Origin of the sequence: Aeromonas allosaccharophila (assembly GCF_000819685.1) — a bacterium.
GTDB classification, from domain to species: Bacteria; Pseudomonadota; Gammaproteobacteria; order Enterobacterales; family Aeromonadaceae; genus Aeromonas; species Aeromonas allosaccharophila.
The window spans coordinates 1-15,356 of the sequence record NZ_CDBR01000024.1 but is presented as its reverse complement, the minus strand read 5'-3'; the positions used below and the strand labels follow the sequence as shown (position 1 = coordinate 15,356).

The 15,356-nt window shown below is 56.5% G+C and carries 13 protein-coding genes; 10 read left to right on the top strand and 3 right to left on the bottom strand.

Annotated elements, in window-relative coordinates; all coding sequences use genetic code 11:
* The 3 genes from BN1115_RS05260 to BN1115_RS05250 all read left to right on the top strand — a co-directional run.
* Nucleotides 1–3,057, top strand: a 3,057-nt coding sequence (locus tag BN1115_RS05260) for a beta strand repeat-containing protein (RefSeq protein ID WP_156135266.1), incomplete at its 5' end; no start/stop codon positions are given.
* Between the two features lie 83 nt (nt 3,058–3,140).
* Entirely contained in the window at nt 3,141–3,701 is a 561-nt protein-coding gene (locus BN1115_RS05255; RefSeq protein ID WP_042656353.1) for a hypothetical protein, read from the top strand.
* Nucleotides 3,702–3,757: 56 nt separating this feature from the next.
* On the top strand, nt 3,758–4,474 hold the full coding sequence (locus BN1115_RS05250; protein ID WP_042656352.1) for an SIMPL domain-containing protein: 717 nt from the start codon (nt 3,758–3,760) through the stop codon (nt 4,472–4,474).
* A 135-nt stretch (nt 4,475–4,609) separates the two neighbouring features.
* Here BN1115_RS05250 and ahpF read toward each other — a convergent pair whose 3' ends face one another.
* The 3 genes from ahpF to BN1115_RS05235 all read right to left on the bottom strand — a co-directional run bounded on the left by ahpF (nt 4,610) and on the right by BN1115_RS05235 (nt 8,037).
* Nucleotides 4,610–6,190 (bottom strand): alkyl hydroperoxide reductase subunit F, encoded by a 1,581-nt coding sequence (gene ahpF / locus BN1115_RS05245; RefSeq protein ID WP_042656351.1) that lies wholly within the window; start codon nt 6,188–6,190, stop codon nt 4,610–4,612.
* A 154-nt stretch (nt 6,191–6,344) separates the two neighbouring features.
* Entirely contained in the window at nt 6,345–6,911 is a 567-nt protein-coding gene (gene ahpC, locus BN1115_RS05240) for an alkyl hydroperoxide reductase subunit C (RefSeq protein ID WP_011705621.1), read from the bottom strand.
* A 679-nt stretch (nt 6,912–7,590) separates the two neighbouring features.
* Nucleotides 7,591–8,037 (bottom strand): CBS domain-containing protein, encoded by a 447-nt coding sequence (locus BN1115_RS05235; RefSeq protein WP_042656350.1) that lies wholly within the window; start codon nt 8,035–8,037, stop codon nt 7,591–7,593.
* Between the two features lie 212 nt (nt 8,038–8,249).
* On the opposite strand from BN1115_RS05235, the gene queA reads away from it, so the two are divergent.
* The 7 genes from queA (at nt 8,250) to nlpI (ending at nt 15,233) form a co-directional block, all read left to right on the top strand.
* Nucleotides 8,250–9,317 (top strand): tRNA preQ1(34) S-adenosylmethionine ribosyltransferase-isomerase QueA, encoded by a 1,068-nt coding sequence (gene queA, locus BN1115_RS05230; protein ID WP_042656349.1) that lies wholly within the window; start codon nt 8,250–8,252, stop codon nt 9,315–9,317.
* A gap of 74 nt (nt 9,318–9,391) precedes the next feature.
* Complete coding sequence (gene tgt, locus BN1115_RS05225; protein WP_042063376.1) at nt 9,392–10,528, top strand: tRNA guanosine(34) transglycosylase Tgt; 1,137 nt, start codon at nt 9,392–9,394, stop codon at nt 10,526–10,528.
* Nucleotides 10,529–10,579: 51 nt separating this feature from the next.
* A complete protein-coding gene (gene yajC / locus BN1115_RS05220) occupies nt 10,580–10,915 on the top strand; it encodes a preprotein translocase subunit YajC (RefSeq protein ID WP_042063375.1) in 336 nt (111 codons plus the stop codon).
* A gap of 18 nt (nt 10,916–10,933) precedes the next feature.
* Nucleotides 10,934–12,787 carry a protein translocase subunit SecD gene (secD, locus tag BN1115_RS05215; RefSeq protein ID WP_042063373.1) on the top strand — a complete coding sequence of 618 codons (1,854 nt, stop codon included), beginning with the start codon at nt 10,934–10,936 and terminating at the stop codon, nt 12,785–12,787.
* 10 nt (nt 12,788–12,797) lie between these two features.
* Nucleotides 12,798–13,745, top strand: a complete 948-nt coding sequence (secF, locus tag BN1115_RS05210) for a protein translocase subunit SecF (RefSeq protein ID WP_042656348.1) — start codon at nt 12,798–12,800, stop codon at nt 13,743–13,745.
* Nucleotides 13,746–13,829: 84 nt separating this feature from the next.
* A complete protein-coding gene (locus BN1115_RS05205) occupies nt 13,830–14,198 on the top strand; it encodes a rhodanese-like domain-containing protein (protein ID WP_042656347.1) in 369 nt (122 codons plus the stop codon).
* Between the two features lie 90 nt (nt 14,199–14,288).
* Nucleotides 14,289–15,233 carry a lipoprotein NlpI gene (gene nlpI, locus BN1115_RS05200; protein WP_341833830.1) on the top strand — a complete coding sequence of 315 codons (945 nt, stop codon included), beginning with the start codon at nt 14,289–14,291 and terminating at the stop codon, nt 15,231–15,233.
* Nucleotides 15,234–15,356: the final 123 nt, after the last annotated feature.

The window sequence follows — 15,356 nt, the reverse complement described above, 5'->3', positions numbered from 1 at the left end:
GACGTGCCGACGGCGCGTGCGGACACCGACAGCGTGACAGAAGGTGCGGACACGACCGGCAACGTGCTGACCGGTGTTGGCACGACCAGCGGTGCGGCCGGTGTCGACACGGCGGGGGCGGACGGCTTCGGTTCGCCGCAGGTGGTTGGCGTCGCAGCCGGCAACAACACATCTTCGCCGGTTTCCGGCGGCGTCGGCACGGTCAGTGGTATTGCTGGCTCCTACGGTACCTTGTACCTGAATGTCGATGGCACCTACACCTACGATGCCAACCCGAATGCGGTCACCACCAACCAGACCGACACCTTCGTCTATACCGTGCAGGATGGCGACGGCGACCTGTCGACCACGACGCTGACGATCAACGTCAATAACGTCTCGGTAACGGCCAGCGACTCCGAAGCCCTGGTCAACGAAGCCGGCCTGCCGAGCGGCAGCGACGCCGGGGCTAACAGCGAAGCCTTCAACGGTGCGATCACCCCGGCCGGCGGTACGGGTCCTTACACCTACACGCTGACCAGCAACGGCAATGGCAACTATGGCAACCTGGTGCTGAACGCCGATGGTACCTACACCTACACGCTCGACACGACCTACGATGGCGCTACCAATAACAACGGAGTCACCACCGAGCCGAATGTTGAGGGCTTCAACTACACGGTTACCGATGCCAACGGCAACACCACCACCGGCACCATCAACGTCAGCATCGTCGATGACGTGCCGAGCATTGGCATTGTCCAACCTGCTTTGAATGTCACGAATGTGGCGGGAACGGTGTTCACTGGTACTTTCGATCTTACATCGGGGGCTGATCAGCCAGTTATTGCGAGCTTGCTCGGTAATACGGTTCCCGCTGGGTTGAGTTCTGGTGGGCAACTGGTTAGCTATTATGTTGACCCTGGCAATCCGGGGGTATTGGTGGCCTATACCGGCAGCGACCGAACTGCCAGCGGCGCCAAGGTATTCACTCTGACCATTATCCCTGATTCGGACCAATATAAGGTTGAGGTATTCAAGCCACTTGATGGCATGACCACAACCGTGCCGATTGATGGATCGAGCGCCTTCGGATCCGGCCCACAACCTTGGCAGATCCTGACCAACACTACGTCTGGCCAATTGTCTGTGTTGACAGGTTGGCAGGCCACAGGTGGCTTCAACTTGGCTGCTTGGAAGGCGGGGGCTGTAGCAACCGGACTCGCGTTTGATTCGGTTAATGGTTCGACGGCCGGATGGGGGGTTGGCAACAATAACTTTACCGCTAATGAGTTTATGCGCTTCGACTTTGCCGATGTGGATGACTTTGATGGTCCAGGCGGCTATACCCCCCCCGCTTTTTCGGGGCCGAATGTGACAGTAGCTACGATTAGCTTCAACGGATATAGCGGCAATACAATTGATTATGTCGTGCGCTATACCGATGGCACTTGGTCAAGCGGACAGGTCACGCCAACTAGCGGAGCATTTGAGGTGATGATCCCGTCTGGGGCGAATGCCAAATTTATCGACTACATCGAGTTGTACACCCCCAATGCTAACGGTGAAGCAAAAGTAGATTTGGTTAGCCTTGGTGTGACCAATGTGGGTGATCCACAGGATCTTGGATTCAATGTGACGGTCACCGATGCGGATGGCGATCAGGATCAGGCTTCGTTGACCCTTGACCTCCGCAACCCGGACCCGGTGCTCGTGGTCGGTACCAATGTCAGCGATGCCGGTGTGAGCACTACTGATCACTTCATTGCGAACCCGAACCTTGCTGATGTAGATGGCAATATCGCAGGGAGTGCTGGAGCTGATGTTTTGGTCGGTGACCTCGGGGGAGTTGCATCGGGTTCGTACAACCTGACATTCATTATTGATACCTCTGGCAGTATACACTACACCGAGCTGGGGCAGATGAAGACTGCGTTGAAAACGCTTTTGGACAAATTTATCGGCGTGACCGATTTGCAGATCGAGATCGGCACGTTTGCAACAAACAGTCAGATTGTGGGGAGTTATTCCACAGTGTCTGATGCCAAGGCGGCAATCGATGCCCTTACCAGGACGCCGGGCGGATCTAATACCAATTATCAAGCGGCGTTGACCATGGCGAACACGCTAGTCGCCAACGACACGGCTGCCGATAACAAGATCGTCCTTTTTGTGACCGATGGCGATCCGACGACCGGTAACTGGATCTCAACCACGCAGATCCAGGCGGGGATGAACGGACTATCGCATCTTTCGGACTCCGCCACTGCAGTCAACAACATCCAGATCAACGCCATCGGCATCGACCTTGGCTCTACGAGCGGGCCCGATACGTCCGCAACCAGATTGAATGCGATTGACAATACGACTGACGGTTACGTCCCGATCGCCAACTTCAGCGATCTGACGAATGGCTTGGGCTCGATCTTCATGCCGGTGGCTGTCGGCAGTGATGCCCTTGTCGGTGGCAACGGTAACGACATTCTGTTTGGCGATAGTATCCATGCCGATGGCAGCGATGGTGGCTGGGCCAAGTTGGTCGCGGATAATCCCGGCCTGTCAAATGCCCAACTGCGCACCTTGGTTGCCAACAGTCACTCCTTGTTCGGGCAAGACAGTTCACAGGGAGGCGACGACAGCCTTGATGGCGGCTCAGGCAATGACATTCTGTACGGTCAGAAAGGTAACGATATCCTGACCGGGGGGACTGGTGATGATTTACTGATCGGTGGCTCGGGCCGCGACACCTTTAAGTGGCAGGCGGGTGATGCTGATGGCGGTATCGACCGTATTACCGATTTCGCCAAAGGAAGCGGTGGCGATATTCTCGATATATCCGCAGTGCTGGATGTGTCTACGGGAGCCCCTGCTAACACATTGGCGACTTATTTAAACTTTACGTTTGACAGTGCCAATAATCGAACTGTATTGACCATAGACAGCAATGGTACGACGGGTGGCAGTCAGGTTAATCAGACGGTTTACTTTGATGGCGTTGATCTGACGGGAGGAGGCACAGATCAACAGGCCATAATTAATAGTTTGCTGGCTAACTTGAACTTGAAGGTTGATGATTAACCTGTTTGGGCCGGGCTTGCCTGGCCCCTGTTTTTTCCTCAAGGGGATGGATAAGATAGCGGCAGTAGAGGAGAGGGGTAATCATGCAGTCATTCAACTGGGTCGACATTGATGGCATCCGTTATAGCTGGGATGGGCAGGGGAACATTACCTGCGCCGGTCAGTTTGGCTATCAGGCCTCGATCGCGGGTGATCGGCTGGATGGGATGGAGATTGAGAATGATGCCGGTGATGTAGCGGGCTCGCTCTATGTTGACTTTGCTGCGGCGTCTATCACCTATGTGCCGGCCATGGATACCGAGTCTGCCCATAACATGATTCTGGTGGGCCATGAGCAGGGGCAGCAGGAGTATCCGCTGGCCAGTTTTCACTCCCCGTTGTTGCACGATTTGCTGGGACCGTCTGATATCATCGCCTGGTCTCCGATGGAAGAGGCGAGTGGTGGCACTGATATCGGACAGGCGGTGCAAGGACACGTTCTGTCGTGGGACTCGTTCCATTTCGATGATGAGGTATTGGTCTGTGGCACACCTCCGGCGCTGGATATGGCAAGCCAGAGCCAGGATCCCGGCAGCATGGTCACCATCAGCCTCGATCTGACCAATCAGATACTGGATCAGATCCCTCCCTTGCACGATATATGAATCCCTTAGCGGCACGGGCATAATGACCTCAATCTTTCCGATTGAGGTTTTTTTCTATGTGGCGTCCCCTTCTTACTCTTTCCGCTCTGGTTGTCAGTGCTCCGCTGCTGGCGATTGAAGTGCCGCAAGCGCCCCATCTGGTGGTGAGCGGTTATGCCGAGCAAAAGACCGAACCCGATATGCTCACTCTCAATGTGGCGGTGACTGCACTGGATAAGCAGAGCCTCAAGGCCAAGCAGCAGGTTGATACCAAGGTCGCGGCCTTTTTCAGCCAACTGGAGGGGTTGGGGATCAAGCGCAGCGATGTTGAGGCTGGCAACCTGATGGTCTCTCCGGAATATCAGTATGGTGAGAACAAGAAGCCAGTATTGCTGGGATACCGTGCCCAGCGGCAATTGGCGGTCAAACTCTATCAACTGGATAAATTGAGCCCCTTGATGGATACCGCTCTCAAAGCCGGGCTTGAGTCCGTATCCCAGATTGAATACGGGTTGAAGTCACCGCTGGTCATCAAGGAGCAGGCCCGTCTGAATGCCGTTGAGGACGCCAAAACCAAGGCTGAATCTCTGGCCAAGGCGTTCGGGATGAAGCTTGGCAAGGTGTACAGTGTGGAGTACCGCAACGCTTCGCCCATCACCGCCTATAGTCGCAATCTGAAGGCGGTGCAGGCCATGGCGATGGCTGCTCCCGCGCCGGATATGGCGGATAACAGCTATCAACAACAGCAGATCACGGTAAGCGATAATATCGAGGCTGTTTTCTTGCTGGAGTGATGCCCGTCGTTTAAGCCCAGTCATGAACAACCCCGCCATTTGCTGCGGGGTTTTTATTGCGCATCGATGCAGATGTAAAAAAGCCGACGCTCATGTTTACTTCATCGGGCGTCGGCTTTTTGTTGGCGGGGTTTATCAGGCGGTCACAGCGTCAGCCTTGATCGCTTCCGGCGCAGGGTTGCGGATGAGGTAATCAAACGCACCCAGTGCGGCGGTGGCGCCGGCACCCATGGAGATGATGATCTGCTTGAACGGTACCGTGGTGGCATCCCCTGCGGCGTAGACGCCGGGCAGGGAGGTCGCGCCCTTGGTATCGATCTCGATCTCGCCAAAGCGGGTCAGGGCAATCTCGCTCCCTTTGAGGAACTCGGTATTCGGCACCAGACCGATCTGGACGAAGATGCCAGCTACCGCCAGGTGCTTGATCTCACCGGTGGTGCGATCTTCGTAATCCATGCCGACCACCTTGCTGCCATCACCGATCACTTCGGTGGTGCGAGCGCTCATGATGATGTCGATATTGCCCATGGAGCGAGCCTTCTTCTGCAGCACTTCATCGGCACGCAGGGTATCGGCGAACTCCACCACGGTCACATGCTCGACGATGCCAGCCAGGTCGATGGCTGCCTCGATGCCGGAGTTACCACCCCCGATCACCGCCACTCGCTTGCCCTTGAAGAAGGGGCCATCGCAGTGCGGGCAGTAGGCCACGCCCTTGGTGCGGTACTCGAGCTCGCCCGGCACGTTCAGATCGCGCCAACGGGCACCGGTTGCCAGGATCACGGCTCGGCTCTTCAAGGTTGCGCCGGAGGCGAGATCCACGTTCACATAGCCATCTTTGCTGATGGCGGCGGCACGCTGCTCGGTGATCACTTCCACGCCGTACTGCTTGACGTGCTGCTCCAGGCTCGCGGCCAGCTTGGGGCCTTCGGTGTAGGGCACGGAGATGAAGTTCTCGATGCCGACGGTATCCATCACCTGACCACCGAAGCGCTCGGCAACGATGGCTGTGCGAATGCCTTTGCGAGCAGCATAGATGGCCGCTGCGGCGCCAGCCGGGCCACCGCCCACCACCAGCACGTCGTAGGGATCTTTCTCATTCAGCTCGGCGGCTTTGCGATCGCTGGCACCGGTGTCGAGCTTGGCGACGATCTCTTCCAGCGAGATGCGGCCCTGGCTGAACGGTTGACCGTTCAGGTAAACATTCGGTACTGCCATGATTTGACGTTCAGCGACCTCTTCCTGGAACAGGGCGCCGTCAATCATGGTGTGAGTGATGCCGGGGTTCAGGGTGGCCATCAGGTTCAGCGCCTGCACCACGTCCGGGCAGTTGTGGCAGGAGAGGGAGATATAGGTCTCGAAGTGGAACTCGCCCTTGAGATTGCGGATCTGTTCCTGTACGGCCGCATCGGCCTTGGATGGGTGGCCGCCGCTTTGCAGCAGGGCGAGCACCAGAGAGGTAAATTCATGACCCATGGGGATGCCGGCAAAGTGAACGCGCGGGGCTTGGCCCTGCGGTGCGACACTCATGGAAGGCTTGCGCGCGGCAGTGCCAGAGGTCTGGGTGATCTTGGGGGACATCTCGGCGATCTCGCTGGCCAGTGCCAGCAGCTCTGCAGATTTGTCGCTGTCGTTGCCGGACACGCTGATCTCGATGGGATTGACGATGTACTGCAGATAGGTGTTCAGCTGTTGTTTGAGGTTGGTATCCAACATCTTCGAATTCCTTCTTGTGATTGCGGGTCGGCGTGAAATTTGAGCCGGAAAGATGACCGGCACATTTAACGCAGGCCAGAGCGCTGACCGGCGCATTTAACCGGGCCGGAAAGCAGACCGGCCCTGAAGCGGGCCGGTCTTGGAAGCGGGAGGCTTAGATCTTGCCTACCAGATCCAGGGACGGGGCCAGAGTGGCGTCGCCTTCTTTCCATTTAGCCGGGCACACTTCACCCGGGTGAGCGGCAACGTACTGAGCGGCTTTGACCTTGCGCAGCAGTTCCAGAGCGTCACGACCGATGCCGCCAGCGTTGATCTCGACGATCTGGATGATGCCCTGCGGGTCAATCACGAAGGTACCGCGGTCAGCCAGACCAGCTTCTTCGATCATCACACCGAAGTTGCGGGTGATGGTACCAGTCGGGTCACCAATCATCGGGTACTGGATCTTCTGGATGGTGTCAGAAGTGTCGTGCCACGCTTTGTGGGTGAAGTGGGTGTCGGTAGAGACAGAGTAGATCTCGACGCCCAGCTTCTGGAATTCAGCGTAGTTGTCAGCAAGGTCGCCCAGCTCGGTCGGGCAGACGAAGGTGAAGTCAGCCGGGTAGAAGAACACCACAGACCACTTGCCTTTCAGGTCAGCGTCAGAGACCTGAACGAATTTGCCATTGTGGTAGGCGGTAGCATTGAACGGCTTGATTTCAGTGTTGATGTAGGTAGACATGTAATTGCTCCTTGGTGATGTACATATGCCGGTCTGGTGTTGAAGAGTCTTGCCAGACGAGGCGCTTAACTTTCGATGGATTCATCATAGGGGCTTTGGTTAATCGATAAAAGCCGCAATTTTGAATCGCTTAAATCTACTTATTAGATAGCTCACTATGGCTGTACCTAACATGAATATCTCTGGCGTACAGAGATAACTCCTTGTCGTGGTTCAATATCTGTGCGGTACATCGCCTTTTCAAGGCATGGCAAGCCGTGTGCAGCCGCGATGAGATAAACGGTGGCGCAAACAGGTGGCGCAGGAGGTTGAGGGAACTGGTCGCAGCGATGGGGATGTGCTGACAAGGGGGAGCAGAAAACACGGATAAAAAAATCCCGGCGCTATCGTAACGACAGGGCCGGGTCATCAAACAAGGAATGGCTATATAAACAAATGCTTTACAGCAAAGACTAACTACGGGGTGTGCAAACTTGCAGACATATGAGAGGAAGATAATGGGTGCACAATCCCTCGTCTCCCCCTCGGCAACTATTGCATGAGGGGGATAATAGTGTGACATAGATCACAAGGCAAGCATTTGGTGTAATTTTTCAATCAAAATGAAAGTGTTTCATAATTTCAGCCTATTTTGACGGCTGAAAACGCTTTTATTGTAATTTAATTACAGGAATAACAATCAAAAGTCGGTGGGTGGCTCCTGCTCTTCCATCAATTCCAGCAAGTTGATGGCCACGGCAATAAAGTCTGACTCGGTGACAATGCCGATCAGCTTGCGTCCTTTGAGTACCGGCAGGCAGCCATATTTGTGCCGCTGCAGGTAGAGTGCCGCCTCCTTGATACCGGCGTGGGGATCCACACTCGCTACCTGGCGGGTCATGATCTCGTCGAGTTGCACGCTGTCGGTGAACTCGGCTTCCCGCTCCGGATTGATCAGCAACAGCTTGGATTCGCGGGTGGCCAGGATATCGGTAAGGGTCACCAGCCCCAACAAGTGGTGCTGCTCGTCGACGATGGGAATGTGGCGGATCCGCTCCTGCTGCATCAGGTCCATCGCCTGTTTGACACTGTTTTCCGGACCCAGAGTGAAGGGATGTTCGGTCATGATTTCGGATAGGGTCATCATGGTGGACCTCCTTGTGTATCTGCTTTCACCCTAGCCCAGCCACCACTGGCAAAACATGATCAGGGTCAATACAGATCATTAAAGAATCATTAACCCGAGGCGTGTCTCAATATTGCTCGCTATCCCTTGTCTCTCTTGGGTTTTTGGTCTTTTGGGTTGCCTTGGAAGATGGGGATAACTAGACTAGCCGCCGATTCCCCCCGAGGTGAAAGATGCAAGTATCCGATTTTCATTTTGATCTGCCAGACGAGCTGATTGCCCGCTATCCGATGGCAGAGCGTACCGCCAGCCGCCTGTTGCAGCTCGATGGTCAAACTGGCGCTCTGCGCCACGGTCAATTTGTCGATGTGCTGGACCAGCTCAACCCCGGTGACCTGCTGGTATTCAACAACACCCGTGTCATTCCGGCGCGCATGTTTGGCCAGAAGGCCAGCGGCGGCAAGCTGGAGGTACTGGTGGAGCGCATTCTGGACCCGCACAGCGTGCTGGCCCATGTCCGTGCCTCCAAGGCGCCCAAACCGGGCACCCGGATGATCATGGATGGTGGCCCCGATGGAGTGAAAGTGGAAGCCGAGATGCGCGCCCGCCATGATGCCCTGTTCGAGATCCACTTCCTCGACCCGCGTCCGGTGCTGGAGATTTTGGAGGCCATCGGCCACATGCCGCTGCCCCCCTATATCGACCGTCCCGACGAGGATGCCGACAAGGAGCGCTACCAGACCGTTTACAATCAAAAGCCGGGCGCTGTCGCTGCGCCGACCGCCGGCCTGCACTTTGATGAGCCGCTGCTTGAGAAAATTCGGGCCAAAGGGGTTGAAACGGCCTTCGTCACCCTGCATGTAGGGGCGGGGACCTTCCAGCCGGTGCGGGTTGATAAGATTGAAGATCACCATATGCACTCCGAGTATGCGGAAGTGCCGCAAGAAGTGGTGGATGCCATCGCGGCCACCCGTGCCCGTGGTGGTCGGGTGATCGCGGTGGGGACCACGTCGGTCCGTTCGCTGGAGAGCGCGGCCAAGGTCACCCTGGCGCAGGGCAAACCGCTGGCGCCCTTCTTTAGTGACACCGATATCTTCATCTTCCCTGGTTACCAGTTCCAGATTGTCGATGCCATGGTCACCAACTTCCATCTGCCGGAGTCGACCCTGATCATGCTGGTCAGCGCCTTTGCCGGTTATGACAACGTGATGGCGGCCTATCAGGCTGCCGTGGTCGAAAATTACCGTTTCTTCAGCTACGGGGATGCCATGTTCGTTACCCGTCGCCAGGCTGAGGCATAAGCTTCAGCGTATTTACCGGGCCGTGAGCGGCCCTCCTATTGTCAGACTGTTTATCTGACGCAGCCGAGGTAGCAATGAAATTTGAACTGAAAACCACCGACGGCCGTGCCCGTCGCGGTCAACTGGTGTTCGAACGTGGCGTGGTACAGACGCCGGCCTTTATGCCGGTCGGCACCTACGGCACCGTCAAGGGGATGACCCCTGAAGAGGTGCGTGAGTCCGGTGCCCAGATCCTGCTGGGTAACACCTTCCACCTCTGGCTGCGCCCGGGTCAGGAAGTGATGCGCGCTCACGGCGATCTGCACGACTTCATGAACTGGCAGGGCCCGATCCTGACCGACTCCGGTGGTTTCCAGGTATTCAGCCTGGGCGACATTCGCAAGATCACCGAAGCGGGCGTCCACTTCCGTCACCCCATCAATGGCGAGAAGATTTTCCTCGACCCCGAGAAGTCCATGGAGATCCAGTACGATCTGGGCTCCGACATCGTGATGATCTTCGACGAGTGCACGCCTTATCCGGCGACTTACGAAGAAGCACGCAAGTCGATGGAGATGTCCCTGCGCTGGGGCAAGCGTTCGCGCGACAAGTTTGATGCGCTGGGCAACAAGAACGCCCTGTTCGGCATCATTCAGGGCTCGGTCTACGAAGATCTGCGGGATGTCTCCCTCAACGGCCTGCTGGAGATCGGCTTCGACGGTTATGCGGTCGGCGGTCTGGCGGTGGGTGAGCCCAAAGAGGATATGCACCGCATCCTCGAGCACGTCTGCCCGAAAATTCCGGCCGACAAGCCACGTTACCTGATGGGTGTCGGCAAGCCGGAAGATCTGGTGGAAGGGGTGCGCCGCGGTATCGACATGTTCGACTGCGTGATGCCGACCCGCAACGCCCGCAATGGTCACCTGTTCACCACAGATGGCGTAGTGAAGATCCGCAACGCCAAGTATCGCAACGACACCAGCACCCTGGATGCGGATTGCGATTGCTACACCTGCAAGAACTACACCCGCAGCTATCTGTATCATCTGGACAAGTGCAACGAGATCCTCGGTGCCCGTCTGAATACGATTCATAACCTGCGTTACTACCAGCGTGTAATGCAAGGTTTGCGGGACGCGATCGAGCAGGGTAAATTAGACGACTTTGTAACAGAGTTTTATCGTCGGCAAGGGAAGCCTGTGCCTCCGCTAGCTGAAAAAGACGTGAAATAACAACGACATATAAGTTTTTATCAAATCTACATCAAAACAAGAGGTTGTTAAATGAGCATTATCTCCAAGGCGTATGCAGAAGGCGCAGTTCCGGGTGCACAGGGTGGTGGTATGGAAATGATCATCATGCTGGCCGTGTTTGGCCTGATCTTCTACTTCATGATCTATCGTCCCCAGGCCAAACGCGCCAAGGATCACCGCAATCTGATGACCTCCTTGTCCAAGGGTGACGAAGTGCTCACTTCCGGTGGCCTGGTTGGCAAGATTGCCAAAGTGGCTGCCGATAGCGATTACCTGGTGATCGCCCTGAACGACCAGACTCAAGTCACCATCAAGAAAGACTTCGTCTCCGCCGTTCTGCCCAAGGGTTCTATCCAGTCCCTTTAATCTCCCAAGGAGCACAGCGTGTTGAATCGCTATCCGCTGTGGAAATACCTGATGGTGGTCTTCGTGATCGCCATCGGTTTTCTATATGCAGCCCCCAATCTTTACGGCGAAGATCCGGCCTTGCAGGTGTCTGCCAGCCGTGGTGCCGAGGTCAAGCTAGATACCCTTGACTTGGTGAAAGAGACCCTTGAAACGGCCAAGATCCCGGTCAAACATGCTGCATTCGAGCACGGTTTTATCCTGATCCGTTTCAAGAACACCGAAGACCAGCTCAAGGCGCGCGATATTGTTGCCAGCAAGCTGGGCGACAACTTCATTACCGCACTCAACCTGGCACCTTCCACTCCCGCCTGGCTCGAAGCCATCGGTGCGGCGCCTCTGAAGCTGGGTCTTGATCTGCGCGGTGGTGTGCACTTCCTGATGGAAGTGGACATGGCCGAAGCACTGACCAAGCAGCAAGAGCAGATGGTGCAGGATTTCCGCACCGAGCTGCGCAACCAGAAGATCCGTTACTCCGGCGTGCGCCGGACCGGCGATCAGGTGCAGGTGATCTTCCGTGACGAAGCCGATCAGGAACGTGCTGTTTCTCATCTGCGTCGTCAGAACCCTGATTTGACCTTCACCACCGAGCAGAAGGGGGATGAGTTCATCCTGCTGGCGGGTCTGAGCGAAGCCAAGATCAAGGAAGTGAAGAAGTACGCCCTCGAGCAGAACATCACCATCATCCGTAACCGGGTCAACGAACTGGGTGTGGCCGAGCCGCTGGTACAACAGCAAGGCGCCGAGCGCATTGTCGTTGAACTGCCCGGTATTCAGGATACCGCCCGCGCCAAGGAGATCCTGGGTGCCACCGCGACCCTGGAATTCCACATGGTGGATGAGGCGGCTGATATTCAAGCCGCTGCCGATGGTCGTGTCCCGCCCAGCTCCAAGCTCTACAACGATCGCAACGGTCGTCCTGTGGTGCTGCAAAAGCGGGTGATCCTGACCGGTGACCACATCGTGGGTGCCCAGTCCGGTTTCGACGAGTACAGCCGTCCCCAGGTCAACATCAAGCTTGATGGCCAGGGTGGCAACAAGATGGCCAACTTTACCAAGGACAACGTCGGTAAAGGGATGGCGACCGTCTTCATCGAGTACAAACCGGTCGGTCAGCCGGGTCCGGATGGCAAGCGCAAGTTCCGCAAGCAGGAGGAGGTGATCAACGTCGCCACCATCCAGTCGCGCCTTGGCAGCCAGTTCCGTATCACCGGTATCGACAACGCCAACGAAGCCCACAACCTGGCGCTGCTGCTGCGTGCCGGTGCGTTGATCGCCCCGATCCAGATCGTGGAAGAGCGCACCATTGGCCCGAGCCTGGGGCAACAGAACATCGACAGCGGTATGGAAGCCATCGGCTGGGCCATGCTGGTGATCGTGCTGTTCATGGGGATCTACTACCGCGCGTTCGGTTGGGTCGCCAACCTGGCGCTCTGTATGAACCTGGTGTTGATTGTCGGCATCATGTCGATGATCCCGGGGGCCACCATGACGCTGCCGGGTATCGCCGGTATCGTGCTGACGCTGGGTATGGCGGTGGATGCCAACGTGTTGATCTACGAGCGTATTCGTGAAGAGATCCGCAACGGTCGCGGTGTTCAGCAAGCCATCCATCTGGGCTTTGATCGTGCATTCTCCACCATCGCCGACTCGAACGTTACCTCGCTGATCACGTGCGTGATCCTGTTTGGTATCGGTACTGGCGCCATCAAGGGCTTTGCCCTGACGCTGGGCATTGGTCTGACCGCCTCCATGTTTACTGCCATCACAGTTTCCCGTGCCATTATCAACCTGGCTTGGGGTGGACGGCGCATCGACAAGCTGCCCATCTGAGGATAGAGAGATGTTTCAGATTCTACATTTTGAAAAACCGATCCCGTTTATGCGCTATGCCAAGCCGGGTGTGGTTTTCTCTTCCGTGCTGATGGTGATTGCCCTGTTTTTCCTGTTTGATCGGGGTCTGAACTGGGGTCTGGACTTTACCGGTGGTACCACCATCGAGGTGGGGTTCCAGCAGTCGGTGAGCCTGGACAAGATCCACGACGCACTGGAAGAGCAGAAGATTGAAGGGGCAACCCTGCAACACTTTGGCTCCAGCCGTGACGTGCTGTTCCGCCTGACCCCGAAAGAGGGGGTCAAGGTAGAACAACAGGGTAACGAAGTGCTGGCGGCGGCCAAGCTGCTTGACGAGGGCGCTGTGCTCAAACGCGTCGAGTTTGTCGGCCCTTCCGTGGGTGATGAACTGGCGACAGACGGTGCGCTGGCCATGTTGGCCTCCATCCTCTGTATCCTGGCCTATGTGGCGGTGCGCTTCGAATGGCGTCTGGCACTGGGGGGCATTCTCTCTCTGGTGCACGACGTGGTGATCACCCTGGGCGTGTTCGCCTACTTCCAGTACGAGTTCGACCTGACCGTGCTGGCGGCGTTGATGACCTTGGTGGGTTACTCCCTGAACGATACCATAGTGGTGTTCGACCGCCTGCGGGAGAACTTCCGCAAGGTGCGTAAAGGGGATACCGACTACATTCTCGATCTCTCCATGACCGAGACCCTGAGCCGTACCATCATTACCTCCGGCCTCACCTTTATCGTGGTGCTGGCACTGCTGCTCAAGGGCGGTGCGCTGATCCACGGCTTTGCCGTGGCCATGGTGATCGGTGTGGCGTTCGGTACCTACTCCTCCATCTATGTGGCGAGTTCGTTTGCCATGTTCCTCGGCGTCAAGCGCGAGCACATGCTGCCGACCCAGGTAGAGAAAGAGGGTGCGGACCAACAGGAAATCCTGCCGTAACAGTGAAGAGCGCCTCATGGCGCTCTTTTCTTATCTCTGCGTGTCGTTTGCTGACGCACATGATTCAAGCAACAGGAGTTTGTCATGCATCACAATCCCCGTTTTTTGGCACTGGTTGACGGGATCCGCTCCCGCATCACCGAAACTGATGTTCATCAGGTCAAGCGCTGGCAGGATGAAGGGCGCACATTTCACCTGATTGACGTGCGGGAAGAGAGCGAGTGGGCCAAGGGCCACCTGCCCGGCGCCCGTTATCTTGGCCGTGGGGTGATCGAGCGGGATATCGAGACCCTGTTCCCGGCTCCCGAGACCGAGCTCTACCTCTATTGTGGCGGTGGTTTTCGCTCCATTCTGGCGGCGGACAACCTGCAACAGATGGGTTATCGCAAGGTGATCAGCGTAGACGGCGGTTTTCGCGGTTGGCTGGAGGCCGGATACCCTGTCGAATCCTGATTTATTTGAGGTAGAGGGGCACAGCTACATGACAAAGTGGCAGTTGACCTTTACCATATGCGGGGTCAAGCGTAAGCGTCGGAGTGTTCATTGAACGTCAGGAAAGGGATTGGATACCTCCTTGGTATCCTGTTGTTGCTTCCCATGTGGGGTTGCAGCAGTAGCAGTCAGGTTAACACCCCCAAGGTTCCCAAGCCGCAGCCTGCTTCACTGGTTTTGGCGACCCCCCTGCAGGTCTCCTACCAAAGCGAGCTGGCGTTGGCGCGACTCGGGCAGATGCTCAGTGAAATGGAACTGACCACTGAACAACGGGCAGAGTTGTTCTATGAGCGTGCCGTGGTGTTTGATCGGGTTGGCCTGCGTTCCCTCGCGCGGCTCGATTTCAACCGTGCCCTGCGGGAGAAGCCGGATTTCGCCGAAGCCTACAACTTCATCGGCGTCTATCTGGTACAGCAGCAGAATTACGACGAAGCCTATGATGCGTTCGATTCCGCCCTCGAACTGGCGCCGGACTATGACTATGCCTATCTCAACCGTGGCATCGCCCTCTATTACGGCAATCGTCCCGAGCTGGCCGCGGCCGACATGAAGCGTTTCTATGAGGCGCAGCCGGAAGATCCCTATCGGGTGATCTGGCTCTATCTGGCCGAGCAGAAACTCGACCCGTCGGCAGCCATGAGCCGGATGCGCGAGCGTCTCAACAAGTACGATGACGATGCCTGGAACTGGGATCTGGTGCGCCTTTATACCGGTGAAATCAACGCTTCCCAGCTGATGGGCAACGTGGTGAAAGGGGTGAAGGATAACCGGGAGCTCGCCGAGCGCCTGTGCGAAACCTACTTCTATCTGGGCAAGTTCGAGCTGGGTAAAGGCAACCGCAAGGAAGCCATCAGTTACTTCAAGCTGGCGCTCTCCAACAACGTCTACGACTTTATCGAGCACCGCTATGCGCTGCTGGAGCTGGAGTTGATGGCGCGAAAACCCTTGCCGCCAGGCGCCCAGAGTGCCCGCAGCAAGAGTGACCAGCCCTCCTGATCCACTGCGTTATCGTTGTAAAAAAGGCCTCGCGATGAGTAATGCCGATCAGTTAAGGATCCATTGACCGATCCTCCTGATGTGTAAAAATCCGAAACCTGTTGATTGGTTTCGGATTTTTTA

What these genes read in the sequence shown, in the direction of transcription:
- BN1115_RS05255 (WP_042656353.1), top strand. Translation starts at nt 3,141, where the DNA reads ATGCAGTCATTCAACTGGGTCGACATTGATGGCATCCGTTATAGCTGG.
- BN1115_RS05250 (WP_042656352.1), top strand. Translation starts at nt 3,758, where the DNA reads ATGTGGCGTCCCCTTCTTACTCTTTCCGCTCTGGTTGTCAGTGCTCCG.
- ahpF (WP_042656351.1), bottom strand. Translation starts at nt 6,190, where the DNA reads ATGTTGGATACCAACCTCAAACAACAGCTGAACACCTATCTGCAGTAC.
- ahpC (WP_011705621.1), bottom strand. Translation starts at nt 6,911, where the DNA reads ATGTCTACCTACATCAACACTGAAATCAAGCCGTTCAATGCTACCGCC.
- BN1115_RS05235 (WP_042656350.1), bottom strand. Translation starts at nt 8,037, where the DNA reads ATGATGACCCTATCCGAAATCATGACCGAACATCCCTTCACTCTGGGT.
- queA (WP_042656349.1), top strand. Translation starts at nt 8,250, where the DNA reads ATGCAAGTATCCGATTTTCATTTTGATCTGCCAGACGAGCTGATTGCC.
- tgt (WP_042063376.1), top strand. Translation starts at nt 9,392, where the DNA reads ATGAAATTTGAACTGAAAACCACCGACGGCCGTGCCCGTCGCGGTCAA.
- yajC (WP_042063375.1), top strand. Translation starts at nt 10,580, where the DNA reads ATGAGCATTATCTCCAAGGCGTATGCAGAAGGCGCAGTTCCGGGTGCA.
- secF (WP_042656348.1), top strand. Translation starts at nt 12,798, where the DNA reads ATGTTTCAGATTCTACATTTTGAAAAACCGATCCCGTTTATGCGCTAT.
- BN1115_RS05205 (WP_042656347.1), top strand. Translation starts at nt 13,830, where the DNA reads ATGCATCACAATCCCCGTTTTTTGGCACTGGTTGACGGGATCCGCTCC.